Source organism: Leisingera sp. SA215 (genome assembly GCF_055902035.1).
In genome coordinates this window covers 1-25,459 of record NZ_JBVVXU010000002.1, presented here as the reverse complement: position 1 = coordinate 25,459, position 25,459 = coordinate 1, and the positions used below count along the sequence as shown (strand labels likewise).

Here is a 25,459-nt window from a genome sequence, read left to right as displayed (position 1 = left end):
GGAGACTGAGCACTGCACTCATCGGCGGCAACGCGGACATTGCTGCCGTTCCTGTTGCAAGTATGAATGGCGGCTTATCACCCACGAAGAATATTGATCGCCTAGGGCGGTTCGATCATGTTTATGACGTGGATCGCGTTAAGATTGCTGCTTAAACGAACGCCAACTTATAAATTGAAATGGGTCCGCGCAAGGATTGCACGGTGTGGTTCAAGCACTTCCACCCGCGTTTTTCGACAATTGAGCTAGCAGCATCAGTCGATGTGTAAATTTTGGCGAAACCAAGCCTTCGAGCTTGTTCTTCCACTGCTTGTATCAATGATGTTCCGATGCCGTGACCACGAAAATCTGGATCAACTACCACAGCGGCCAACCAAGGACCGTCAAAATGCTCCGATCCGAGCGATTCTAGTTTGAGCGCGGCAGTACCGAGAATCTGCCCATCCTTGCTCACCGCCACAACGGCAATCGGTAATTGGTCGCGGTTCATGCATCCGATAAGGTCGGCTTCTGCACTTCCTTTGCCATCCGGCCCGTACCACGGCGTCCACTCGGCGATGAACAACTCGGCCAATCGTTGCATTGCGTCCGCTTGATCGAAGAGTAAAGCTATTTGGTAGTCCATTCCGGTCCTCAATGCCTTTATGCCGTAGCCACGCTGTGTTGGTTCCAAGTCTTGTATGCAGGGAAGCACAGGCCACGGTAGCAGACATCCGTGCATCATGCAGCATCGCGAACTGTGGACTCCTTTTACACATACGCTGCATTCAGAACAAACGCCTGCTTTCGTGAAATGAGCCAAACCAGCGAACTGTCATTCCGTTAGTCTGATCAATAATGCGAAGAGAGCGCGCCTGACCGGGGCCTGCGGCTTTGTTCCGGCTGGCCCAGGTTTTCCAATAGCAGAAAAAGGGCCACTCTTTCGAGCGGCCCTTTCCATCATCTCACCTGAGTGGCTCCCGGCGATTTTCCTGCGGAAAACCGCCTGCCGCCACCAGACGGCAAAGCCGTCTTACTCGGTGATTTTCGACACAACGCCGGCGCCGACGGTGCGGCCGCCTTCGCGGATCGCGAAACGCAGGCCGTTTTCCATCGCGATCGGGGCGATCAGTTCAACGTCGAACTTCAGGTTGTCGCCCGGCATCACCATCTCGGTGCCTTCCGGCAGGGTCACGGTGCCGGTCACGTCGGTGGTGCGGAAGTAGAACTGCGGACGGTAGTTCGCAAAGAACGGCGTGTGACGGCCGCCTTCTTCCTTGGTCAGGATATAGGCTTCGGCTTCGAACTTGGTGTGCGGGTTCACCGACTTCGGTGCGCACAGAACCTGGCCGCGCTCAACACCGTCGCGGTCGATGCCGCGCAGCAGGGCGCCGATGTTGTCGCCGGCTTCACCGCGGTCCAGCAGCTTGCGGAACATTTCCACACCGGTGCAGGTGGTGGTCTGGGTGTCGCGGATGCCGACGATTTCGATCGAATCGCCAACGTTGATCACGCCGCGCTCGACACGGCCGGTCACAACGGTGCCGCGGCCGGAGATCGAGAACACGTCTTCAACCGGCATCAGGAACGGCTGGTCAACAGCACGCGCCGGGGTCGGGATGTATTCGTCGACAGCCGCCATCAGCGCCTTGATCTTCTCTTCGCCGATTTCAGGCTTGGTGCCTTCCATTGCGGCCAGAGCCGAACCGGCGATGATCGGGATATCGTCGCCCGGGTAGTCATAGGACGACAGCAGCTCGCGGATTTCCATTTCCACCAGCTCCAGCAGCTCTTCATCGTCGACCTGGTCGACTTTGTTCATGAAGACAACCATGTGCGGGATGCCGACCTGGCGGCCCAGCAGGATGTGCTCGCGGGTCTGCGGCATCGGGCCGTCAGCAGCGTTCACAACCAGGATCGCGCCGTCCATCTGCGCCGCGCCGGTGATCATGTTCTTCACATAGTCAGCGTGGCCGGGGCAGTCGACGTGGGCATAGTGGCGGGTGTCGGTCTCATACTCGACGTGGGCGGTCGAGATGGTGATGCCGCGGGCTTTTTCTTCCGGTGCGCCGTCGATCTGGTCGTAGGCTTTGAAGTCACCGAAGTATTTGGTGATTGCTGCGGTCAGCGTGGTTTTGCCGTGGTCAACGTGGCCGATGGTGCCGATGTTGACGTGCGGTTTTGTGCGTTCAAACTTTTCCTTAGCCATGGTGGCCTCCTATAGTTTCGAGAGGAGCCCGCAGCGGACGCGAACCCCTCAATTTTCAAGACGCTTACGCGAATTTCGCCTGGATCTCTTCCGAGATGTTCTGCGGAACCGGTTCGTAGTGGTCGAACTGCATGGTGAACTGGGCGCGGCCCGAGCTCATCGAACGCAGCGTGTTGATGTAGCCGAACATGTTCGCCAGCGGCACAAACGCGTCGATCGCGATTGCGTTGCCGCGGTTCTCCTGGCCGGACACCTGGCCGCGGCGCGAGGTCAGATCGCCGATGATACCGCCGGTGTAGTCTTCCGGGGTGATCACTTCGACTTTCATCACCGGCTCGAGCAGTTTCGCACCAGCTTTGCGCATGCCTTCACGCATGCCCATGCGGGCGGCGATTTCAAAGGCCAGAACCGAGGAGTCCACATCGTGGAACTTACCGTCGATCAGGGCAACCTTGAAGTCGATCACGGGGAAGCCGGCCAGCGGGCCGCTGTCCATGACGGACTTGATGCCTTTTTCGACGCCGGGGATGTATTCCTTCGGAACCGCACCGCCGACGATACGGGATTCGAAGGAGTAGCCTTCGCCCGGCTCTGTCGGCGAGATGATCAGCTTCACCTCGGCGAACTGGCCCGAACCACCCGACTGTTTCTTGTGGGTGTAGGAATGCTCGACCTCTTTGGAAATGGTCTCGCGGTAGGCCACCTGCGGCGCGCCGATGTTGGCTTCGACCTTGAATTCGCGCTTCAGACGGTCGACCAGGATGTCCAGGTGAAGTTCGCCCATGCCCTTCATGATGGTCTGACCGGACTCGATGTCGGTCTCCACACGGAAGGACGGATCTTCGGCAGCAAGACGCTGCAGACCCTGGGACATTTTCTCCTGGTCGGCCTTGGTCTTGGGCTCAACCGCGATCTCGATCACCGGATCCGGGAAGGTCATGGTTTCCAGAACCACCGGATCGTTGACGGCACAGAGGGTGTCGCCGGTGGTGGTGTCTTTCAGACCTGCCAGCGCGATGATGTCGCCCGCGAACGCTTCCGTGATTTCCTCACGGTTGTTCGAGTGCATCATCATCATCCGGCCGACCCGCTCTTTTTTACCCTTGGTCGAGTTCAGGAGCGTGTCGCCCTTGCTCAGGACGCCCGAGTAGATGCGGGTGAAGGTCAGCGAACCGACGAAGGGGTCGTTCATGATTTTGAACGCCAGGCCGGAGAACGCCATGCTGTCATCCGCACGGCGGGGGATGTCACGGGTCTCGGTCTCGTCACCGGGTTTGAAGCCCATGTAATCGACAACGTCCAGCGGGCTGGGCAGGTAGTCGATCACGGCGTTGAGCAGCGGCTGAACGCCTTTGTTCTTGAACGCGGAGCCGCCCAGAACCGGCACAAATGCCAGCTCGAGGGTGCCTTTGCGCAGCAGTTTGCGCAGGGTCGGCACGTCGGGCTCTTCGCCTTCCAGGTAGGCTTCCATAGCGTCGTCGTCCATTTCGACGGCCGCCTCGATCATCTTGCCGCGCCATTCGTCAGCCATGTCCTTCAGGCTGTCGCGGATCGGTGCTTTGATCCACGATGCGCCAAGGTCTTCGCCCTGCCACAGCCATTCTTCCATGTTGACCAGGTCGACCAGGCCTTCCAGCTCGGTCTCGGCGCCGATCGGCACACCAACCGGAACCGCGCGGGCGCCGGTGCGGTCTTCGATCATGTTGACGCAGTTGAAGAAGTCGGCGCCGATTTTGTCCATCTTGTTGACGAACACCATGCGCGGAACCTTGTAGCGGTCAGCCTGACGCCACACGGTTTCGGTCTGCGGTTCAACACCGGCGTTGGCATCCAGAACACAGACAGCACCGTCGAGAACCGCCAGCGAGCGTTCAACTTCGATGGTGAAGTCGACGTGGCCGGGGGTGTCGATGATGTTCAGGCGGTGCTTGGGCGAGTCAGCGGTTTCGCCGTCTTCGGTGCGTTCCCAGAAGGTGGTGGTCGCAGCCGAGGTGATGGTGATGCCGCGTTCCTGCTCCTGCTCCATCCAGTCCATGGTGGCTGCACCGTCGTGCACCTCGCCAAGGTTGTGGGATTTGCCGGTGTAGAACAGGATGCGCTCGGAGCAGGTGGTTTTACCTGCGTCGATGTGCGCCATGATACCGAAGTTACGGTACAGTTCGAGCGGATATTCGCGTGCCATAGGTCTAGGTCCTCCGGCTTACCAGCGGTAATGGCTGAAGGCTTTGTTTGCCTCGGCCATCTTGTGAGTATCTTCGCGCTTCTTCACTGCGGTGCCACGGGACTGGACGGCGTCCATCAGCTCGCCTGCGAGGCGCTCTTCCATGGTGTTTTCGTTGCGCTTGCGCGCAGCAGTGATCAGCCAGCGGATTGCCAGCGCTTCACGGCGCTCGGGACGGACTTCAACCGGCACCTGGTAGGTGGCACCGCCCACACGGCGCGAACGGACTTCGACCGAGGGTTTGATGTTGTCGAGAGCTTCGTGGAACACTTCAACCGGAGCGCGCTTGATCTTGGTCTCAACGCGGTCAAAGGCATTGTAGACGATACGCTCTGCGACCGACTTCTTGCCGTCGATCATCAGGTTGTTCATGAATTTGGTCAGAACGCGGTCGCCGAACTTGGCGTCGGGCAGGACTTCGCGTTTTTCAGCGGCGTGACGACGTGACATATCAGCCTCTCCTTCTTACTTAGGACGCTTCGCGCCGTACTTCGAACGACGCTGCTTACGGTCTTTAACGCCCTGGGTATCCAGAACACCGCGCAGGATGTGGTAACGGACACCCGGAAGGTCTTTGACACGGCCGCCGCGGATCAGAACCACAGAGTGCTCCTGAAGGTTGTGGCTTTCACCGGGGATGTAGGAGATCACTTCGAAACCGTTGGTCAGGCGGACCTTCGCAACTTTCCGCATCGCGGAGTTCGGTTTTTTCGGAGTGGTTGTGTACACACGGGTGCAGACGCCGCGTTTCTGCGGGCACTGTTCCAGGTGCATGGACTTCGAGCGTTTAACTTTCGGCTGACGCGGCTTGCGGATCAGCTGCTGGATCGTTGGCATTCCGGTTTATTCCCCGTTTTGCAACACTGTCATGCACGCCGGCGCGTGCGGGTGATTTCGCTGCACTTGTGCGTCCACAAGCGCAAAAACCGCAATCGCTCCCATTCCGAGGTGAGACGACGCGGTGAGGTTACAGAGGGCCCGGGTGGTAAAAGTGCCCAAGCCTTGAGCCACTGCAATTTTGAATTCGGCTTTCGAAGAATACACTCCGGGTGCCGGATAAGCGCGCGTATATGGGGAGTCGCGCAGGTTGTCAACAGCGGCCGGCGCCGGCCTTGGGCGCCCTGCGGCGGCAGACTGCGTTCCGGGCGCCCTGCCCTTCCATCGCCGGCCCCTTGCAGCCCCCTTGCCCGCGGCACGGCAGGCCGCCATAGTCGCTGCGGCAACCTGTTAATATAAGACGGATTTCAGAATGCAAGTCATTGGATTGTGCCGGTTTTCCTACCCGGCGATCGGCGGGTTCCAGGTGGAGCACGAAACAATCGAAGAGCGCATGGCCTATCTTTATGCCGACGCCCGGATGGAGGAGCGGTTCCGGCTGCTGGAAACCGTCGCCCTGCCCTGCCTTCGCGAACAGACCGATCCGGATTTCGACCTGATCATGGTGATCGGCGACAGCCTGCCCCGGTGTCACCGCGACCGGCTGCAGGATCTGATCGCAGACCTGCCGCAAGTCCGGCTTTGCGCCGAACCGCCGCGCAAGCACCGCGAGGTGATGAAGGAGCTTCTGAACGGCGCGCGGCGAAAACCGGGCGAGCCCTGCCTGCAGTTCAGGTTCGACGATGATGACGCGGTGGCAACCGACTTTGTCGAGCGTCTGCGGGACACCGCAAAGGACTGCGCCAAGCTGTTTGCCAAGTCCGCCGCAGGCGCGATTGATTTCAACCGCGGCTACATAGCGGAATTCGGCCCGGACGGAATTTCAGCTGCGCCGGTTGTCCGGCCCTATTTCACGGCGGCCCTCGGCATGTATGTGGCGGCGGGCAGCCGAAAAACGATCATGAACTTTGCCCATCACCGTATTCACCATCACATGCCCTCTGTCACCATAACCGACGCCCCCATGTGGGTCCGCAGCCACAACCGGTTCAACGATTCCCGGCAAGGCGGCGCGGCAGCGGTTGACGTCGCGCCGCTGACCGCCGGGCAGGAGCTGGAGTTCGCCACGGTCTTTGGTTTGCGGGCAGCCAAGGTGCGCGCGGCGTTCAAGCCGCGGTAAGCCGCCCGCGGCCCGGCCGGAAGTTACGGCAGCAATGCCTTGAGCCGCGCGGCAGTATCGCCGAAGTGCTCCCTCAGCGCGTTTTCGATCTGATCTTCGCGCCATTTCCGGGTCAGCCCGATCTGTGCCGGATCCGATTTATTGTCGCCGTGAATGGTCCGCAGGAACGCGGGCACCGAAATGTCGGAAAACGTATTATAGTGCTGCGCGATTTTACGGTGGTTGAACGCATAGGGGTTGGAAGTGTGACCCGCCGGGGCAACCAGCGACAGGCCGGTGGAGAGCGGCGCGCGCTCGCAGGTATCATAGAGCTCAGCGCCATTGGCGGTCTTTTCCAGATACAGGCCGCGGTTGTGGGCGATGATAAACGGGGTCTGCCCGTCCCCCTGCAACGGAATCATGCCGCGGGCAAAAGCCTTGGTGCGTTTGACGAAATTCCGGTCCAATGCATCATCATCGTCGAGCCGGAACAGCACATGATGGGTGGCGCGCCGTAGATTCACCAGGCCGAAGGCGTCCTTCAGCTGCTGATAGTGCACGTCCGGGGCCGCGCCGTGGCAGAAGATGTTGCTGCAGGGTTCCGTCAGTTCCAAGAGCCGCGCCAGATAGGGATCCGGCAGGTCTTCGGAGGTCAGCACGATCAGCCGGAAACTCGGGTCGCTTTGCTGGGTCAGCGAGCGCAGGCACAAATGCTCAAACAGCCGGAAGCGCAGTTCCATCCGCGCCGGCGAGAACAGATGCTCTGCCTTTTCCTCCAGGCTGTTGAACCGGTCCGAGTAGTAATTGGTGCTGAGCACGGAAAACCGCACCAATCCGATCATCCGCAGCCTGATATCCATCCCCGTCCCCTGCCTGCAGGCCGTGTGATCCGGCCTGATCCCTCACCCGGCAAACGATACCCGCGGTTGCGGATATGAAAAAGCCCCCGCATGAAATCATGCGGGGGCTTTTCCCAAAGGTATATGCCGTGGCTTAGTCGCGGCTTTCCGGGGTTTCGACCAGGATATCCAGATCGTCGCCGCCCATCGCGTCGTCGTCCATCACCGGTGCGGCCAGGGCTGCAGCGGCTTCGGCTTCTTCGCGGCGGGCTTCCAGAACCACGTTGTCGCGGCCCTGGGCAATGGCGCGCACCGCCTGGGTCGCGCCGCCGGTGCCGGCCGGGATCAGGCGGCCCACGATGACGTTCTCCTTGAGACCGACCAGCTTGTCCTTCTTGCCCTGCACCGAAGCCTCGGTGAGGACGCGGGTGGTCTCCTGGAAGGAGGCCGCCGAGATGAACGAGCGGGTCTGCAGCGACGCCTTGGTGATGCCGAGCAGGATTGGTTCGCCCTGTGCCGGACGCTTGCCGCGGGCCAGCGATTTCTCGTTGGCGGCGTCAAACTCCTGCTTGTCCACGTGTTCGCCTTTGAGCAGCGTGGTGTCGCCGGAGTCCGAGATCTCCCACTTCTGCAGCATCTGGCGGACGATCACCTCGATGTGCTTGTCGTTGATCTTCACACCCTGCAGGCGGTAGACGTCCTGAACCTCGTCGATCATGTAGTTGGCCAGAGCCTCGACACCCATGATGGAGAGGATGTCATGCGGCGCCGGGTTGCCGTCCATGATATAGTCGCCCTTCTGGACAAAATCACCTTCCTGAACCGGAATGTGCTTGCCCTTGGGCACCATGTATTCGACGGCCTCCCGTGTCTCGTCCGACGGTTCGATCGCGATGCGGCGCTTGTTCTTGTAGTCGCGGCCGAAGCGCACGTAACCATCGATTTCGGCGATGATCGCGTGATCTTTCGGACGGCGGGCTTCGAACAGTTCCGCAACCCGAGGCAGACCACCGGTGATGTCCTTGGTCTTGGCGCCTTCCCGCGGGATCCGCGCGACAACGTCGCCGGCCACAACCTGCTGGCCGTCTTCGACCGAGAGGATCGCATCCACCGACATCGGGTAGGTCAGCGGGTTGCCCAGGTCGTTGCGCATCGGCTCGCCGTTGCTGTCGACCAGGATGATCTCCGGTTTCAGATCCGAGCCTTTCGGAGCCGTGCGCCAGTCGATCACGATCTTCTGGGTCATGCCGGTGGCTTCGTCGGTCTCGTCACGGACCGCCAGGCCCGAGACCAGGTCAACGTATTTGGCGGTACCCGGCTTCTCGGCGATAATCGGCAGGGTATAGGGGTCCCATTCGAACAGCTTGTCGCCGCGGGCAACATTCTGGCCTTCCTTGACGAACAGCTTGGAGCCGTAGCCCAGCTTGTGGCTGGCCCGCTCTTCACCGTGCTCGTCCTGGATGATCAGCTTCATGTTACGGCCCACAACCAGGGTTTCGCCGTTGGCGTTCTCCAGGGTCTGCGGCATTTCGAAGACGATCTTGCCTTCCTGGGACGCTTCCAGGAACGACTGCTGGCCGCCCTGTGCAACGCCGCCGATGTGGAAGGTCCGCATGGTCAGCTGGGTGCCCGGTTCACCGATCGACTGCGCCGCGATGATACCCACCGCTTCGCCTTCGTTCACCTTGGTGCCGCGCGCCAGGTCACGGCCGTAGCACATGGCGCAGACGCCCTCTTCCGACTCACAGGTCAGCGGCGAGCGGATACGGGTCGACTGAACGCCGGCCTCTTCCACGGCATCCGCCATACGTTCGTCGATCAGCTGGCCTGCTGCAATGATGACTTCCTCGGTGCCCGGACGCAGGATGTCGTCTGCGGCCACACGGCCCAGAAGACGTTCGCCCAGGGTGGCGACAACTTCACCGTCGTTGACTGCTGCTTCGGCGGTGATCGCACGTTCGGTGCCGCAATCGTTTTCGCGCACGATGCAGTCCTGCGCCACGTCCACCAGACGGCGGGTCAGGTAACCCGAGTTCGCCGTCTTAAGCGCGGTATCGGACAGACCCTTACGGGCGCCGTGGGTCGAGTTGAAGTACTCGAGAACGGTCAGGCCTTCTTTAAAGTTCGAGATGATCGGGGTTTCGATGATGTCGCCGTTCGGCTTGGCCATCAGGCCGCGCATGCCGCCCAGCTGTTTCATCTGAGTAACCGAGCCACGCGCACCGGAGTGGGCCATCATGTAAACCGAGTTCGGTTCCATCACGGCGCCATTCGCGTCGCGCTTGTCTGCGGAGATGGTTCCCATCATCGCGTCGGTGACCTTGTCGTTACACTTGGACCAGGCATCGACAACTTTGTTGTACTTTTCGCCCTGAGTGATCAGGCCGTCCATGTACTGCTGTTCAAAGTCTTTCACCTGATCGCGGGTCTCGTCGACCAGCGTCCATTTGGTGTCGGGGATCACCATGTCGTCCTTGCCGAACGAAATGCCCGCCTTGAACGCTTCGCGGAAGCCCATGGTCATGATCTGATCACAGAAGATAACCGACTCTTTCTGACCGCAGTAGCGGTAGACGGTGTCGATGACCTGCTGCACTTCTTTCTTCCGCAGCAGGCGGTTGACCAGCTCAAACGGTGCTTTGACGTTTTTCGGCAGCAGCGCACCCAGACGGACGCGGCCAGGCGTGGTTTCAAACCGCGACTGTATCTCGTTGCCTTCATCATCGAACTGGGTGATCCGGGCAGTGATCTTGGTATGCAGGTGCACAACACCTGCGTCCAGCGCGTGCTGAACTTCCTCGATCGAACCGAACACCATGCCTTCGCCCGGCATGCCTTCGCGTTCCAGGGTCACATAGTAGAGACCCAGAATCATATCCTGCGAAGGAACAATGATCGGTGCGCCGTTGGCCGGCGACAGAACGTTGTTGGTCGACATCATCAGGACGCGCGCTTCCAGCTGGGCCTCAAGGCTCAGCGGCACGTGCACAGCCATCTGGTCGCCGTCAAAGTCCGCGTTGAACGCCGAGCAGACCAGCGGGTGCAGCTGGATCGCCTTGCCTTCGATCAGCGTGGGTTCGAACGCCTGGATGCCAAGACGGTGCAGCGTCGGTGCGCGGTTCAGCATCACCGGGTGTTCGCGGATCACCTCGTCAAGGATGTCCCAGACTTCGGGACGTTCTTTCTCGACCAGCTTCTTTGCCTGCTTCACGGTGCTGGACAGGCCCTTGGCCTCCAGGCGCGAATAGATGAAGGGCTTGAACAGTTCGAGCGCCATCTTCTTGGGCAGACCGCACTGATGCAGCTTGAGCTCAGGCCCGGTCACAATCACCGAACGGCCGGAGAAGTCGACGCGCTTGCCCAGAAGGTTCTGACGGAAGCGGCCCTGCTTGCCTTTCAGCATGTCGGACAGCGACTTCAGCGGGCGCTTGTTGGCGCCGGTGATGACGCGGCCGCGGCGGCCGTTGTCGAACAGAGCGTCAACGGACTCCTGCAGCATCCGCTTTTCGTTGCGGACGATGATGTCGGGCGCGCGCAGTTCGATCAGACGCTTCAGACGGTTGTTCCGGTTGATCACGCGGCGGTACAGGTCGTTGAGGTCGGAGGTCGCAAAGCGGCCGCCGTCCAGCGGCACCAGCGGACGCAGTTCCGGCGGGATGACCGGGATCACGGTCATGATCATCCATTCCGGGCGGTTGCCCGATTCCAGGAAGGATTCCACGACCTTCAGACGCTTGATGATCTTCTTGGGCTTCAGTTCGCCGGTCGCTTCGGCCAGTTCGGCGCGCAGCGTTTCGGCTTCTGATTCCAGGTCGATCTGGGCCAGCATATCACGGATTGCTTCGGCGCCGATGTTGGCGGTGAAGGCGTCCATGCCATAGGCATCCTGGGCGTCCATATACTCTTCTTCGGTCATCATCTGACCATAGGAGAGGTCGGTCAGGCCCGGCTCGATCACAACATAGTTTTCGAAGTACAGAACCCGTTCCAGATCGCGCAGGGTCATGTCCAGCATCAGGCCGATGCGGGACGGCAGCGACTTCAGGAACCAGATATGCGCAACCGGCGCTGCCAGTTCGATGTGGCCCATCCGCTCGCGGCGGACTTTCTGCAGGGTGACCTCGACGCCGCATTTTTCACAGACGACGCCGCGGTACTTCATCCGCTTGTATTTGCCGCAGAGGCATTCGTAGTCTTTGATCGGGCCGAAGATCCGGGCGCAGAACAAGCCGTCGCGCTCGGGCTTGAAGGTCCGGTAGTTGATGGTCTCAGGCTTTTTGATTTCGCCATAGGACCACGACAGGATCCGTTCCGGCGACGCCAGCGAGACTTTGATTTCATCAAAGACCTTGGGCGGCGTCAGCGGGTTGAACGGGTTGTTGGTGATTTCCTGGTTCATTTTGATACCTCAAATTCGTGCGGAAGGGAGAGATGGTAAGGGCCGCAGCCCTTACTCTTCTTCCGCATCCAGGAGTTCCATGTTCAGGCCGAGGCCGCGGACTTCTTTAACCAGAACGTTGAACGATTCCGGAACGCCCGCTTCAAAGTTGTCCTCGCCCTTGACGATCGACTCATAGACCTTAGTCCGGCCGGCGACGTCATCCGATTTGACGGTGAGCATCTCCTGCAGGGTGTAAGCGGCGCCGTAAGCTTCCAGAGCCCAGACCTCCATCTCACCAAAGCGCTGACCACCGAACTGCGCCTTACCACCCAGCGGCTGCTGAGTAACAAGCGAGTACGGGCCGGTCGAACGCGCGTGGATCTTGTCGTCGACCAGGTGGTGCAGTTTCAGCAGGTACTTGATGCCGACGGTCACCGGGCGCGCGAACTGCTCGCCGGTGCGGCCGTCGAACAGGATAGACTGGCCGGACTTGTCAAAGCCCGCACGCACCAGCGCGTCGTTCACGTCGTCTTCCTTGGCGCCGTCAAAGACCGGGGTCGCAATCGGCACACCGCGGGACACGTTGCCTGCGGCCTCTACCAGCTGCTCTTCGGTCATGCCGGCGATGCCTTCGTCGTAGACATCATCGCCATAGGCACCGTGCATCGCTTCACGCACCGGGGTCAGATCGCCCGAGCGGCGGTATTCCTGCAGCGCCTCGTCCACCTTGATGCCAAGACCGCGCGCGGCCCAGCCCATGTGGGTCTCCAGGATCTGACCAACGTTCATCCGCGACGGAACACCCAGCGGGTTAAGGCAGAAGTCGACCGGGGTGCCATCGGCGAGGAACGGCATGTCCTCCATCGGCACCACTTTCGAGATCACACCTTTGTTGCCGTGACGGCCGGCCATCTTGTCGCCCGGCTGCAGCTTGCGCTTCACGGCGATGAAGACTTTGACCATCTTCATCACACCCGGCGGCAGGTCGTCGCCGCGGCGGACTTTTTCGACCTTGTCCTCGAAACGGGCGTCCAGGGCGCGCTTCTGCGCCTCGTACTGCTCGTTCAGGGCCTCGACCACCTGGGCGTCCTGCTCGTCTTCCAGCGCCAGCATCCACCACTGGCCGCGGGACAGGGTGTCCAGCAGTTCCTCGGTGATCTCGGTGCCGGCGCGGACGCCTTTCGGGCCTTTGACAGCCACTTTGCCGAGGATCATGCCGCGCAGACGCGCATAGATGTTGCGGTCCAGGATCGCCAGCTCGTCGTCCCGGTCACGGGCCAGACGTTCGACTTCCTCACGCTCGATCTGCAGCGCACGCTCGTCTTTTTCCACACCGTGGCGGTTAAAGACGCGCACCTCGACGACAGTACCGTAATCGCCCGGCTTCACGCGCAGCGAGGTGTCGCGCACGTCCGAAGCCTTCTCGCCGAAGATGGCGCGCAAGAGCTTCTCTTCCGGGGTCATCGGGCTTTCGCCCTTGGGGGTGATCTTACCGACCAGAATGTCGCCCGGCTCCACATCGGCACCGATGTAGACGATGCCCGCTTCATCGAGGTTGCGCAGGGCTTCCTCGCCGACGTTGGGGATGTCGCGGGTGATTTCTTCCGGACCAAGCTTGGTGTCGCGGGCGGCGACTTCGAATTCCTCGATGTGGACCGAGGTGAAGACGTCGTCACGCGCAATGCGCTCGGAGATCAGGATCGAGTCTTCGTAGTTGTAGCCGTTCCACGGCATAAACGCGACAACCACGTTTTTACCCAGAGCCAATTCGCCCATATCGGTCGACGGACCGTCGGCGATGACCTCGCCCTTGGTCACGGTGTCGCCCACCTTGACCAGCGGACGCTGGTTGATGCAGGTGTTCTGGTTGGAACGCTGGAACTTGCGCATCCGGTAGATGTCAACGCCGGCGTCGCCCAGCTCCAGATCGGAGGTGGCCCGGATCACGATACGCTGCGCATCGACCTGGTCGATGATGCCGGCCCGTTTGGCCTGGATCGCGGCGCCGGAGTCGATCGCAACCTTCTCCTCGATGCCGGTGCCGACCAGCGGCGCCTCGGCCCGCAGCAGCGGAACCGCCTGACGCTGCATGTTCGAGCCCATCAGAGCGCGGTTGGCGTCGTCGTTTTCCAGGAACGGGATCAGCGAGGCCGCAACCGAGACCAGCTGTTTCGGGCTGACGTCGATCAGGTCCACGCTTTCACGCGGCGCCAGGGTGTAGTCGCCGGACTGACGGGTCGACACCAGGTCGTTGATGAACTTGCCGCCTTCGTCCAGGGTCGCGTTGGCCTGCGCCACGGTGTGGCGCATTTCTTCGGTCGCCGACATGTAGTGCACTTCGTCGGTCACCTGACCTTCGTTGACAACGCGGTAAGGCGTTTCGATGAAGCCGTATTTGTTGACGCGCGCAAAAGTGGCCAGCGAGTTGATCAGACCGATGTTCGGGCCTTCGGGCGTTTCAATCGGGCACATCCGGCCATAGTGGGTCGGGTGAACGTCACGGACTTCAAAGCCTGCGCGCTCGCGGGTCAGACCGCCGGGGCCAAGCGCCGAGAGGCGGCGTTTGTGGGTGACTTCCGACAGCGGGTTGGTCTGGTCCATGAACTGCGACAGCTGCGAGGAGCCGAAGAATTCACGCACTGCAGCGGCCGCCGGTTTCGCGTTGATCAGATCCTGCGGCATCACGGTGTCGATCTCGACCGAGGACATACGTTCCTTGATCGCGCGCTCCATGCGCAACAGGCCGACACGGTACTGGTTTTCCATCAGCTCGCCGACCGAGCGCACCCGGCGGTTGCCGAGGTGGTCGATGTCGTCGATGTCGCCGCGGCCGTCCCGCAGGTCGACCAGCGCCTTGATACAGGCGACGATGTCTTCCTTGCGCAGGGTCCGCTGGGTGTCCTCGGCGTCCAGCGCCAGGCGCATGTTCATCTTCACACGGCCAACCGCGGACAGGTCGTAACGCTCGCCATCGAAGAACAGGGTGTCGAACAGGGCCGACGCGGCCTCGACGGTGGGCGGCTCGCCCGGGCGCATCACACGGTAGATATCCATGAGCGCGCTTTCGCGGGTCCGGTTCTTATCCTGCGCCATGGTGTTGCGCATGTAGGGGCCGACGTTGACGTTGTCGATGTCCAGCACCGGAATATCGGTGATGCCGGCATCCATCAGCTCTTTCAGGGAGCCGCCGATCAATTCGCCGTCCTTGTCGTATTCCAGGGTCAGCTCATCACCGGCTTCGACGTAGATTGCGCCGTTTTCTTCGTTGATGATGTCCTGGGAGACATATTTGCCGACGATATGCTCGAAGGGCACCAGAAGCTCGGTGATGGTGCCTTCTTCGATCATCTTCTTGACGGCGCGCGGGGTGACTTTCTTGCCGGCCTCGCAGATGATCTCGCCGGTGGCCGCGTCAACCAGGTCATAGGTGGGGCGGGTGCCGCGCACACGTTCCGGGAAGAACGGGGTGACCCAGCCGCGGGACTTTTCAAGCTTGAACTGAACGGTGTTGTAATAGGCGCCCATGATGGCGTCCTGGTCCAAGCCCAGGGCGTACAGCAAGGTGGTCACCGGCAGTTTGCGGCGGCGGTCGATGCGGGCAAAGACGATGTCCTTGGCGTCGAATTCGAAGTCGAGCCAGGAGCCGCGGTACGGGATGATGCGGCAGGCAAACAGCAGCTTGCCCGAGGAGTGGGTCTTGCCTTTGTCGTGGTCGAAGAAGACGCCCGGCGAGCGGTGCATCTGGGACACGATCACGCGCTCGGTGCCGTTGACGACAAAGGTGCCGTTCGGGGTCATCAGGGGCATGTCGCCCATGAAGACATCCTGTTCCTTGATATCCTTGACCGACTTGGCGCCGGTGTCTTCGTCGACATCAAAGACGATCAGGCGCAGGGTGACCTTCAGCGGCGCGCTGTAGGTCATGTCGCGCTGCATGCACTCTTCGACGTCGTACTTCGGCTTTTCAAACGCGTACTTCACGAACTCCAGAACGGAGGTTTCGTTGAAATCCTTGATCGGGAAAACCGACTGGAAAACACCTTTGATTCCTTCGCCGTCCAGCGGCTCGGCTTCATCGCCAGAGCGCAGGAAAAGGTCGTAGGAAGATTTCTGCACCTCAATGAGGTTCGGCATTTCCAGCACTTCGCGGATTTTGCCGTAATATTTGCGTAGACGTTTCTGGCCAAGGAACGATTGAGCCATGTCAGATGTCACCTTTCGAGTTCTCACCGGTCAAGGATGCCGCCGGGCCCCGGCACCTTGCCCATACGAGACAGCGTGTTCGGATCAATTCATGGCCACCGTCCCGAAGGCAGCCTCCCGATCCCTTGAACCTCGCCTGAAAAAACGCCTCTTGCCGGAGGCCCTTTCTAAGACAGGTTCGGCTGGGCCCGGAAAAACTCCGGACCCAGCCAAATTTCCGATGCATCGAAATGCACCAGGCGCAGGGCTTAGGCCAGCTCGACTTCGGCGCCAGCTGCTTCCAGCTTGGCTTTGACGTCTTCGGCTTCGTCCTTGGACACGCCTTCTTTGATCTTGCCGCCGGCTTCGACCAGTTCTTTGGCTTCTTTCAGGCCCAGACCGGTGATGCCGCGAACTTCCTTGATCACGTTGATCTTGGACGCGCCGGCGTTCTTCAGAACGACGTCGAATTCGGTCTTTTCTTCTTCGGCTGCACCGCCGGCGTCGCCGCCAGCTGCCATGACAACCGCGCCGCCAGCTGCGGGCTCGATGCCATACTCATCCTTCAGGATGGTTTTCAGTTCTTGTGCTTCCAGCAGGGTCAGACCCACGATGCTTTCTGCGAGTGCTTTCAGATCAGCCATTGTATCAGCTCTTTCCGTTTACAGTATGTGTGTTCCAACGTGCGGGCCTTGCCCCACGCCAGTCATTCAGTGCCAACCGCTTACGCAGCTTCCGCCTTCTCTTCGATGGTCGAAAGAATGCTTGCGATGTTGCTTGCAGGTGCGCCAATTGCGCCGGCGATGTTGGAAGCGGGTGCGCCAATGCAGCTTGCGATCTGAGCAATAAGCTCGTCGCGGGACGGCATTTTCGACACGGCTTCGACGCCTGCGCGGTCCAGAGCATTCTCACCCATTGCGCCGCCAAGGATCTCAAACTTTTTGTTTTCCTTGGCGAAACCCTCGGCCACTTTCGCAGCGGACACGGGGTCTTCGGAATAGGTCAGAACAGTCATCCCTGTCAGCAGGTCAGACATGTTTTCACACGGCTTTCCCTCAAGGGCGATTTTGGCGAGCCTGTTTTTGGCAACACGCACGGAGCTGTTCGCGTCGCTTGCACGCGCGCGCAGATCCTGCATCTCGGCAACTGTCAGACCGGCGTAGTGAGCTACCACCACGACGCCAGAGCTTTCGAAGATCTGGCCGAGTTCCTCGACCACTTTCTCTTTCTGGGCTCTATCCACAGTTCTCTCCAAGTTAGGGATGCTTGTGCACCCCGGCTCATATTTGCCGGTCCCGAGGGTCCGGCGTTCAGGTCCGTTTTACGGGATGAGCCAAATCCGCCCGAGGGATTGAAAACCCTCGATCTTCTTGGTCTGTACCCGTCTCAGGAGGGAGATTAAGGCCCGATCGAAAGGCCACCCACCATCTTGGACGAAATGAAATAAAGCGCACGACGAATCGCACGCTTTATCTCGTAGCCGTAGTTAGTCGCATTTGAAGGGGTTTCCAAGGGGAAACTGGCGGCCGCAAGAAAATTCAGCGCGCGTCAAAACCGGCGCGCCCGCCACGGGATTCCAAACAGCCCCTAAGGACACGCGCCTCCCCTGAGGTCAGCGTCATCGCCGCGGTCTGGCCGAACCGGGCACCCTCCCGGGCAAGGGATGGAAACAGGGACATCAGCTCACGGCGCTGCGCCCAATCCAACGCGGCCACCGATCCCGGCGCCAGAAAGAAGCTTTCTGTCAGGACGCCGTTGGATCTGACGATGCAGTGCCGGTCGAACATGACATGGAAATAGCGGATCACCGCCTGCTCCCGGATCCTGACTCCCGGAAGCCCGCAAAGATGTTTTGCCGCCACCAGAACATCCGCCTGACCGAACAGCATCTCTGCAACCGGCAGACTCACATGAACCCGGTGCTGCTGCGAAAGGACCAGCTCTCCGGCATTGCCAATCGCCCCGGGCGCAAAGACGACAGGTGCGAAACTCCCGCTGCCGCGGACCGATGCAGCCGCCACCCAGCGCACCGGCTGCAGACCGGCCTCTTTGGTCCAGACGCGCTGCCCCCTGGTGATGTCCTCGACGGCCACCTGGCCATCGGCGGTATCAATCAGTGTCCCGGCCCCAAAGCAGGTGACATAATCTTTGTAGCGCGACGTTCCGGTGTTCTGCCCACCGGTCTTTACATAGGATTTTCCGGCCTCAAGCGGCAGGTCCGTCGCATAGCCCCAGACATTGGATGTCTGACCGCCCTGCGAAAAGACATAGACCGTGATCTCCGGGCCGGAAGGGTTTCCGTTTTCGTCAAGCTGGCGCAGCAGAATATGCGATTCGGATTCCACCCGCGCGCCATCCGCAACGATGCCGCCGCCATCGGTTATGATGTGATCCGATTTCTGGTCGTCATTGAATTTGCTCCGTCCGCCGCCGGTATCATTCAGCGTGACCTGGGTCCCGGTACCGCCGGAATAGGCGAAAACTGTCCCGTTGGGCGTGTCGGAATTGTTGATGACCGCACCACCCACAATCGAGCCGTTAGAACTCGACGTGGCGATCAGACTCGAACTGTCCTGAGCGAAGAAACTGCGGTGTGCCATAGGTTGCAATTACGGATGCAGCCAGGCAAGCGCAAGGGTAAATAGTTAACAAAATCAAACCGTAGCGGCCATTTGCGAATGACACCGCCGACCGGCAAAAGAAAAGGCCCCGGGTGCGTCACCCAGGGCCCCTGTTCTGGCAATTCCGTCCCGATTACTCGGTGACAGCGTTGTCCACGTCAACCGTAACGCCCGGACCCATGGTCGAGGTCAGGTTGATTTTCTTCATGTACGCGCCCTTTGCGCCCGCCGGCTTGGCCTTGGCCACAGCCGAAACAAAGGCACGGACGTTTTCGACCAGCTTGGCTTCGTCAAAGGAGGCTTTGCCGACGCCTGCGTGCACAACGCCGCCTTTTTCCGCCTTGAACTGGACTTCGCCGCCCTTGGCCGCTTCAACAGCTGCCTTGACGTCCATGGTCACGGTGCCGACCTTGGGGTTCGGCATCAGGTTGCGCGGGCCGAGGATCTTACCCAGACGGCCGACAACCGGCATCATGTCCGGGGTGGCGATGCAACGGTCGAAATCGATGTTGCCGCCCTGGATGGCTTCCATCAGGTCTTCGGCGCCGACGATGTCCGCACCGGCCGCCTGAGCTTCTTCTGCCTTGGGGCCGCGGGCGAAAACCGCAACGCGCATGGCTTTGCCGGTGCCGTTCGGCAGGCCGACAACACCGCGGACCATCTGGTCTGCGTGGCGGGTGTCAACACCCAGGCTCATGGCGATTTCGACGGTTTCGTCGAATTTCGCGGTGGCGTTCGCCTTGATCAGGGAAACAGCCTCTTCGACCGACAGGTTATCTTTGCCAGCGAGAGCTTCGCGCGCGGCGCGGGTACGTTTACCGAGCTTTGCCATCTTACTTCACCTCGATGCCCATGGAGCGGGCAGAGCCCAGGATGATCTGCATTGCCGACTCGATGTCGTTGGCGTTCAGATCTTTCATCTTGGCCTCGGCGATTTCCCGCAACTGGGCCGCGGTCACGGTGCCGACGGTTTCACGCGACGGGGTTTTTGCACCCGACTTCACCTTGGCAGCCTTCTTCAGGTAGTAAGACGCGGGCGGCGTCTTGATGTCCATGGTGAAGGACTTGTCCTGATAGTAGGTGATCACGGTCGGGCACGGCGCGCCGGGCTCCATGTCTGCGGTCTTGGCGTTGAACGCCTTGCAGAATTCCATGATATTGATGCCGCGCTGACCCAGCGCCGGACCAACCGGCGGGCTTGGGTTTGCCTGACCGGCTTTAACTTGCAGCTTCATCGTGCCGACGAGCTTCTTGGCCATTGGCCTTCTCCTTTTCCAACACCCTCAGGACGCGTCCTTCGGGCTGCTTTGCTGTGTGGTCCGGTTTTGGCACCGCGGTGCCGCTGCCTCCCACGCTCGGTGTGCCGGCCTTACCGGCCGGCGTCACATCAGATCTGTTTGGTGACCTGAGTGAAATCCAGTTCGACCGGGGTTTCCCGGCCAAAGATCGAAACGGTGACCTTGAGCTTCTGGCTGTCCTCGTCGACCTCTTCGACCATGCCGTCGAAATCCTCGAACGGGCCGTCGTTGACCTTGACCTTCTCGCCCACCTCGAAGTGGATCAGGGTGCGCGGCGCCTCGACGCCTTCCTCGACGCGGCCCAGGATGCCCTGCACCTCGGCGTCGCGCATCGGCATCGGGCGGCCCTGCGGACCCAGGAAGCCGGTGACGCGGTTGATCGAGGAGATCAGGTGATATCCGCGGTCGGACATTTCCATATGGACCAGCACGTAGCCCGGCATGAAGCGGCGCTCGGTCGAGACTTTCTTGCCGCGGCGGACCTCGATCACCTCTTCGGTGGGGACCAGCACTTCGTCTATCTCGTCCTCAAGGCCCTGTTCAGCGACCGAGGTGCGGATTTGCTCTGCGATTTTCTTTTCGAAATTCGAAAGAACGCTGACCGAATACCACCGTTTCGCCATGAACCGTCGTCCTTGTTTTGCCAGGCGGGCCATTGCCGCGCCGCCGCTTTATCATCCCGATGCAGCCGTTAAAGCTGCGCTCTCCAACAAAAAGCGGCGTGCAAACCGAATCGCCGCACGCCCGCCTCAATAGTTACGGCTCACCTACCGCCCATTGCCGCCAAGATCAAGGGCGGCGCAGCAACATGAACCCTGAAGCCATCAAACTGCCGCAGGCTTAGCCGAACATCCCCAGAAGCCCCTGCAGGCCGTAGCGGATCAGCAGGTCGACCAGCGCAAAGAACACCGCCGTAAGCGCTGCCATGATAAACACCATGACCGTGGTCAGCAGCACCTCGCGCCGGGTCGGCCATACGACCTTGGACACTTCGGCACGGACTTGCTGAAGAAACTGAACTGGATTGATAGTCGCCATACTGGGGGTGTCTCTCTGCTAGCAGTGGTGGCGATTTAACGCCTGCTGCGGGTAAATTCAAGCCCTGCTCCAGCGGCCGGGCAGCTTGGGCTCCCCGGTCAATCCAATTTTAATCCACTTCCTGCAAAACTGTCCCCGACAGCCCCGGCGGCATACATGCGCCGCGCAGGCATATCCCGCGTTTACTGATAAGATTGGATGCCATGACCCCCGCCTATTCCCTATCGCAGGCCGAGCAGCTTGAACGTGATTCCAAACTTGAGGATGCTGTGCTTGCCTATTCCGGCATCCTGGCACGCAATCCGAAGAACACCCGCGCTCTGCAGGCGCTGGCTTCCCTGCGCGGCCGCTTGCGCGAACAACGGGAGCCATCGCAGGACACCAAAGAAGAACTTGAGGCGGCGCTTGCCGCCGGCCGCCACTTTGATGCGGCTGACAGCTGCGGCGCCTTGCTCAAGACGTTCCGCGACTCGCATTTCCTGTGGGATTTCCTGGGCCGCTGCCACCTGTCGGCAGGCCATCTGGACAACGCCGCAACCTGCCTGAACAAAGCCTGCGGGCTGAACCCCCAGGAAGCGGGCACCTATGCCGCGATGGGGCGCGTTTATATGGCGCGCGGGCAGCAGGACAACGCCATGGCCCTGTACCAGAAAGCCTTGAAGCTGGATGCCGAATGCCTGCCCGCCCTGCGCAGCATGGCCGAAGCCCTGCCGCGCGAGGGCCGCAGCCTTGAGGCCGCCGGCCTTTTGCGCAAAGCGGTTTCGCTGGCGCCGGGAGATGCCTCGCTGCACTTCACGTTGGCCGGACTGCTCCAGAAACTGGGCGCGGCCGCTGAGGCCAAGGAGCACTACACCCGTGCCGCCGGTCTGGATCCGCAACTGACCGAAGCGCATTTCCAGCTTGGCCTCCTGCTGAAGGCCGAGGGCAGGTTTGCAGAGGCTCTGCCCTGCTTTGACAAGATCCTGCAGATATCGCCATCCGATGACCGCAGCCGCACCCAGCGTCTGCATGTTCTGGCCGAGCTCAATGACTGGCGGTGGCTGCAGGAATACGCGGACTTCCGGCGCCTGCTGGGATTGCGCTGCAGCGGCTGCGACCCAAGCGCACTGATGCTGATGGAAGACAATCCGGATCTCCTGCGGGCACGGGCGCAGGCATATGCCAGCGACGCGTTTTCGGTATTTGAGCTGCAACCGGCACCACCCGTCCGGCAGCGGCCCGCCCGGCTGCGGATCGGATACGTCTTTGCCGGCCAGGATGGAGATGCAATTGCAAGCCAGCACGCGGCAATGCTGGCAGCCCACGACAGCAGCCGGTTTGAAATTTATGCCTATGCCACCGGCTCAGGTCTTGCGTCCGAAGCCGCAGCCAAACTGAGCCAATCCGCCTCCTGCTTCAGGCAGCTGGAGGGGCTGGCCGGACAACACGCGGCCGCCGCAATCAAAGCAGACCGGCTGGATATCGCCGTCGATGTCTCGGGCTATAAAAACGGCAGCCTGAGCCCGCTGCTTGCCGCCCGTCTGGCACCGCTGCATATCGCATGGCCGGGCTATCCCGGCACCATGGGCACTGCCGCCTTCGATTATCTGATCAGCGATCACACCGTTTGCCCGGCCGGCAGTGAACGGTATCACAACGAGCACCTGCTGCGCCTGCCGGAAAGCCATCTGGCTGTGACGCCGGCCCCAGCAGCGGGAACACCGGAGCGTGCCGGTTGCGGCCTGCCGGAGACCGGATTTGTCTTTTGCAGCTTCGCCGCAGGCAGCCGGATCACGCCGTTTGAGTTCGGCATCTGGATGCGGCTGCTGACCGGGGCCAAGGACAGCGTTCTGTGGCTGCAGGACAACGGCGCGCATGCTGTCTCCAACCTGCGCCGGGCGGCGGCCGCCCGCGGTGTTGATCCGGACCGGCTCATCTTTGCCCCGCCCGCCCCTGCCGCGGAACACCTGGCCCGCCTGCCGCTGGCAGATTTGTTCCTCGACACGTTCACTGTGAATGCCCGCAGCGCTGCCCAGTCAGCTTTGACTGCCAGGCTGCCGGTTCTCACCTTGCCGGGGCAGCAATTCGCCGCCCGCACAGTCGCAAGCCTTCTGCAGGCCGCCGGGCTGCCGGAGCTGGTCGCCGCCAGTGCGGAAGATTACGAGGCGAAGGCTGCGGAACTGGCGCAGGATCCGGAGGCCGCCAGAACATTGAAAAGCCGGCTCCAGGACGCAGCCCTGCCGGAGCCGGCAGGCCTGGCACGGCAAATCGAACAGGCCTATGACGCCGCCTACGGCCGCTATTTGCAAGGTTCGGCGCCGGACCACCTGACGCTGAGCCAACCATAGCAAAAACGCCCGCAGCGCATGCGGGCAGGCTTTCCCGAAGGCGTTTCACAGAGGGGCTGATGATCCGGTGAAGTGGCAGGGGCAGCAGGGTTCGAACCCGCGACCTACGGTTTTGGAGACCGTCGCTCTACCAACTGAGCTATACCCCTACGGTGCGGCATTTCCTAAGGCAGACGTGCTGCGCTGGCAAGAGGAAAAAACGGGTTTTCCAAGTGCCGGGCTGCGGTTTGGCGGTTGCAGGCTTTGCCGCGGCTCAGCCATGCAGTAAGACAGGGCGGATACCGGGGCTTTTTGCCCCGGGACACCCGAAAATGCGAGCCGCCAACCGTGAGCCTGAGAAAAAAAATCGCTGATAGCCCCCGGGTCAACCGCGCCATTGAGGGGCTGCTTGCCGCCTATGTGCGATTCGCCTTCCGCACCTCGCGCTGGACCCGCAGCGGCTTTGAGGAAATGGACGCCTGCGTGCGCCGCGGCGAACCGGTGATCTTCGTGCTGTGGCATCAGCGGCTGATCATGGCCCCCTACCTGTTTGACACCTCGCTGGGCCGCATCTGCGCCCTGACCTCCGCCGCACGCGCGGGGCGGCTCGCCGGGCAGATCCTGGTGCGGCTGGGGTTTGAGACCATTCCGATGTCGAGCCACAAGCGCCACGTGGCGTTGTCGCGCGAAGTGCTGCGCCGCACCCGGGATGGCTGCTCGATCGGTATCGCCGCCGACGGGCCGCGCGGCCCGGCGCGCATATCCTCGACCGTTCCTGTGGTCTGGGCCCGGATGACCGGCTGCCGGGTGTTCACGGTGGCATTCGCTGAGAAAAAAGTGGTCAAACTGCCGACCTGGGACCAGCAGATGCTGCCGCTGCCGTTTTCCCGCGGCGTGCTGATGTGCCAGGAGTGGATGGACGAAGTTCCGAAAAAACCGTCTGACGCCGAGGCAGAAAGTTTGCGGTCGAGTCTGGAAGCCGCGCTGGATTCCATCACCGATGCGGCCGACAGCGCGGCGGGGCGGGACAGCGAATACCCGCAGTCCCAGACCACCTGAGCACCGCTTCCCTGCGAGGGCGCCACAGCAATGAAAAAGGGCCACTCTTTCGAGCGGCCCTTTCTATTATCTCACCTGAGTGGCTCCCGGCGATTTTCCTGCGGAAAACCGCCTGCCGCCACCAGACGGCAAAGCCGTCTTACTCGGTGATTTTCGACACGACGCCGGCGCCGACGGTGCGGCCGCCTTCGCGGATCGCGAAACGCAGGCCGTTTTCCATCGCGATCGGGGCGATCAGTTCAACGTCGAACTTCAGGTTGTCGCCCGGCATCACCATCTCGGTGCCTTCCGGCAGGGTCACGGTGCCGGTCACGTCGGTGGTGCGGAAGTAGAACTGCGGACGGTAGTTCGCAAAGAACGGCGTGTGACGGCCGCCTTCTTCCTTGGTCAGGATATAGGCTTCGGCTTCGAACTTGGTGTGCGGGTTCACCGACTTCGGTGCGCACAGAACCTGGCCGCGCTCAACACCGTCGCGGTCGATGCCGCGCAGCAGGGCGCCGATGTTGTCGCCGGCTTCACCGCGGTCCAGCAGCTTGCGGAACATTTCCACACCGGTGCAGGTGGTGGTCTGGGTGTCGCGGATGCCGACGATTTCGATCGAATCGCCAACGTTGATCACGCCGCGCTCGACACGGCCGGTCACAACGGTGCCGCGGCCGGAGATCGAGAACACGTCTTCAACCGGCATCAGGAACGGCTGGTCAACAGCACGCGCCGGGGTCGGGATGTATTCGTCGACAGCCGCCATCAGCGCCTTGATCTTCTCTTCGCCGATTTCAGGCTTGGTGCCTTCCATTGCGGCCAGAGCCGAACCGGCGATGATCGGGATATCGTCGCCCGGGTAGTCATAGGACGACAGCAGCTCGCGGATTTCCATTTCCACCAGCTCCAGCAGCTCTTCATCGTCGACCTGGTCGACTTTGTTCATGAAGACAACCATGTGCGGGATGCCGACCTGGCGGCCCAGCAGGATGTGCTCGCGGGTCTGCGGCATCGGGCCGTCAGCAGCGTTCACAACCAGGATCGCGCCGTCCATCTGCGCCGCGCCGGTGATCATGTTCTTCACATAGTCAGCGTGGCCGGGGCAGTCGACGTGGGCATAGTGGCGGGTGTCGGTCTCATACTCGACGTGGGCGGTCGAGATGGTGATGCCGCGGGCTTTTTCTTCCGGTGCGCCGTCGATCTGGTCGTAGGCTTTGAAGTCACCGAAGTATTTGGTGATTGCTGCGGTCAGCGTGGTTTTGCCGTGGTCAACGTGGCCGATGGTGCCGATGTTGACGTGCGGTTTTGT

At 61.1% G+C, this 25,459-nt stretch carries 19 protein-coding genes and 1 tRNA gene; 3 read left to right on the top strand and 17 right to left on the bottom strand.

Features of this window, described 5'->3' with window-relative positions:
• Nucleotides 1–151: 151 nt before the first annotated feature.
• The 5 genes from AC0KW6_RS04555 to rpsL all read right to left on the bottom strand — a co-directional run bounded on the left by AC0KW6_RS04555 (nucleotide 152) and on the right by rpsL (nucleotide 5,246).
• Nucleotides 152–625 (bottom strand): GNAT family N-acetyltransferase, encoded by a 474-nt coding sequence (locus AC0KW6_RS04555; protein ID WP_474034239.1) that lies wholly within the window; start codon nucleotides 623–625, stop codon nucleotides 152–154.
• A gap of 387 nt (nucleotides 626–1,012) precedes the next feature.
• The gene (tuf, locus tag AC0KW6_RS04550; RefSeq protein WP_323776164.1) at nucleotides 1,013–2,188 is read right to left on the bottom strand and encodes an elongation factor Tu; all 1,176 of its coding nucleotides are present in this window, start codon (nucleotides 2,186–2,188) and stop codon (nucleotides 1,013–1,015) included.
• Between the two features lie 64 nt (nucleotides 2,189–2,252).
• Nucleotides 2,253–4,370, bottom strand: a complete 2,118-nt coding sequence (fusA, locus tag AC0KW6_RS04545; protein WP_474034238.1) for an elongation factor G — start codon at nucleotides 4,368–4,370, stop codon at nucleotides 2,253–2,255.
• 18 nt (nucleotides 4,371–4,388) lie between these two features.
• Nucleotides 4,389–4,859, bottom strand: a complete 471-nt coding sequence (rpsG, locus tag AC0KW6_RS04540) for a 30S ribosomal protein S7 (RefSeq protein ID WP_024088529.1) — start codon at nucleotides 4,857–4,859, stop codon at nucleotides 4,389–4,391.
• Between the two features lie 15 nt (nucleotides 4,860–4,874).
• The gene (rpsL, locus tag AC0KW6_RS04535) at nucleotides 4,875–5,246 is read right to left on the bottom strand and encodes a 30S ribosomal protein S12 (protein WP_005621086.1); all 372 of its coding nucleotides are present in this window, start codon (nucleotides 5,244–5,246) and stop codon (nucleotides 4,875–4,877) included.
• 412 nt (nucleotides 5,247–5,658) lie between these two features.
• Here rpsL and AC0KW6_RS04530 point away from each other — a divergent pair, with 412 nt between their 5' ends.
• Nucleotides 5,659–6,465 (top strand): putative rhamnosyl transferase, encoded by an 807-nt coding sequence (locus AC0KW6_RS04530; protein ID WP_474034236.1) that lies wholly within the window; start codon nucleotides 5,659–5,661, stop codon nucleotides 6,463–6,465.
• Between the two features lie 23 nt (nucleotides 6,466–6,488).
• On the opposite strand, the gene AC0KW6_RS04525 is transcribed toward AC0KW6_RS04530, so the two are convergent.
• From AC0KW6_RS04525 to secE, 10 genes are all read right to left on the bottom strand, one after another.
• Nucleotides 6,489–7,304, bottom strand: coding sequence for a glycosyltransferase (locus AC0KW6_RS04525; RefSeq protein WP_474034235.1), 816 nt, complete (start codon nucleotides 7,302–7,304; stop codon nucleotides 6,489–6,491).
• Nucleotides 7,305–7,437: 133 nt separating this feature from the next.
• Complete coding sequence (gene rpoC / locus AC0KW6_RS04520) at nucleotides 7,438–11,682, bottom strand: DNA-directed RNA polymerase subunit beta' (RefSeq protein ID WP_474034234.1); 4,245 nt, start codon at nucleotides 11,680–11,682, stop codon at nucleotides 7,438–7,440.
• 51 nt (nucleotides 11,683–11,733) lie between these two features.
• Entirely contained in the window at nucleotides 11,734–15,867 is a 4,134-nt protein-coding gene (rpoB, locus tag AC0KW6_RS04515) for a DNA-directed RNA polymerase subunit beta (protein WP_474034233.1), read from the bottom strand.
• 248 nt (nucleotides 15,868–16,115) lie between these two features.
• Nucleotides 16,116–16,490 (bottom strand): 50S ribosomal protein L7/L12, encoded by a 375-nt coding sequence (rplL, locus tag AC0KW6_RS04510; RefSeq protein WP_259967561.1) that lies wholly within the window; start codon nucleotides 16,488–16,490, stop codon nucleotides 16,116–16,118.
• An 80-nt stretch (nucleotides 16,491–16,570) separates the two neighbouring features.
• Nucleotides 16,571–17,089, bottom strand: a complete 519-nt coding sequence (gene rplJ, locus AC0KW6_RS04505; RefSeq protein WP_024088523.1) for a 50S ribosomal protein L10 — start codon at nucleotides 17,087–17,089, stop codon at nucleotides 16,571–16,573.
• A gap of 295 nt (nucleotides 17,090–17,384) precedes the next feature.
• On the bottom strand, nucleotides 17,385–18,446 hold the full coding sequence (locus AC0KW6_RS04500) for a Hint domain-containing protein (RefSeq protein ID WP_474034232.1): 1,062 nt from the start codon (nucleotides 18,444–18,446) through the stop codon (nucleotides 17,385–17,387).
• 154 nt (nucleotides 18,447–18,600) lie between these two features.
• Nucleotides 18,601–19,299, bottom strand: a complete 699-nt coding sequence (rplA, locus tag AC0KW6_RS04495; protein ID WP_323783891.1) for a 50S ribosomal protein L1 — start codon at nucleotides 19,297–19,299, stop codon at nucleotides 18,601–18,603.
• A gap of 1 nt (nucleotide 19,300) precedes the next feature.
• Nucleotides 19,301–19,726, bottom strand: coding sequence for a 50S ribosomal protein L11 (gene rplK / locus AC0KW6_RS04490; protein WP_323783893.1), 426 nt, complete (start codon nucleotides 19,724–19,726; stop codon nucleotides 19,301–19,303).
• A 128-nt stretch (nucleotides 19,727–19,854) separates the two neighbouring features.
• A complete protein-coding gene (nusG, locus tag AC0KW6_RS04485; protein ID WP_474034230.1) occupies nucleotides 19,855–20,388 on the bottom strand; it encodes a transcription termination/antitermination protein NusG in 534 nt (177 codons plus the stop codon).
• Nucleotides 20,389–20,605: 217 nt separating this feature from the next.
• Nucleotides 20,606–20,803, bottom strand: a complete 198-nt coding sequence (secE, locus tag AC0KW6_RS04480; protein ID WP_323783943.1) for a preprotein translocase subunit SecE — start codon at nucleotides 20,801–20,803, stop codon at nucleotides 20,606–20,608.
• 203 nt (nucleotides 20,804–21,006) lie between these two features.
• Between secE and AC0KW6_RS04475 the strand changes: the two genes are divergently transcribed.
• Nucleotides 21,007–23,130 carry an O-linked N-acetylglucosamine transferase, SPINDLY family protein gene (locus AC0KW6_RS04475; protein WP_474034229.1) on the top strand — a complete coding sequence of 708 codons (2,124 nt, stop codon included), beginning with the start codon at nucleotides 21,007–21,009 and terminating at the stop codon, nucleotides 23,128–23,130.
• Nucleotides 23,131–23,203: 73 nt separating this feature from the next.
• Here the strand turns inward: AC0KW6_RS04475 and AC0KW6_RS04470 are convergent.
• Nucleotides 23,204–23,279 (bottom strand) — tRNA-Trp (locus AC0KW6_RS04470).
• Between the two features lie 178 nt (nucleotides 23,280–23,457).
• Here AC0KW6_RS04470 and AC0KW6_RS04465 point away from each other — a divergent pair.
• A complete protein-coding gene (locus AC0KW6_RS04465) occupies nucleotides 23,458–24,168 on the top strand; it encodes a lysophospholipid acyltransferase family protein (protein WP_474034227.1) in 711 nt (236 codons plus the stop codon).
• Nucleotides 24,169–24,307: 139 nt separating this feature from the next.
• Here the strand turns inward: AC0KW6_RS04465 and tuf (AC0KW6_RS04460) are convergent.
• The coding region (gene tuf, locus AC0KW6_RS04460; RefSeq protein ID WP_474034226.1) for an elongation factor Tu at nucleotides 24,308–25,459 on the bottom strand (1,152 nt) is incomplete at its 5' end.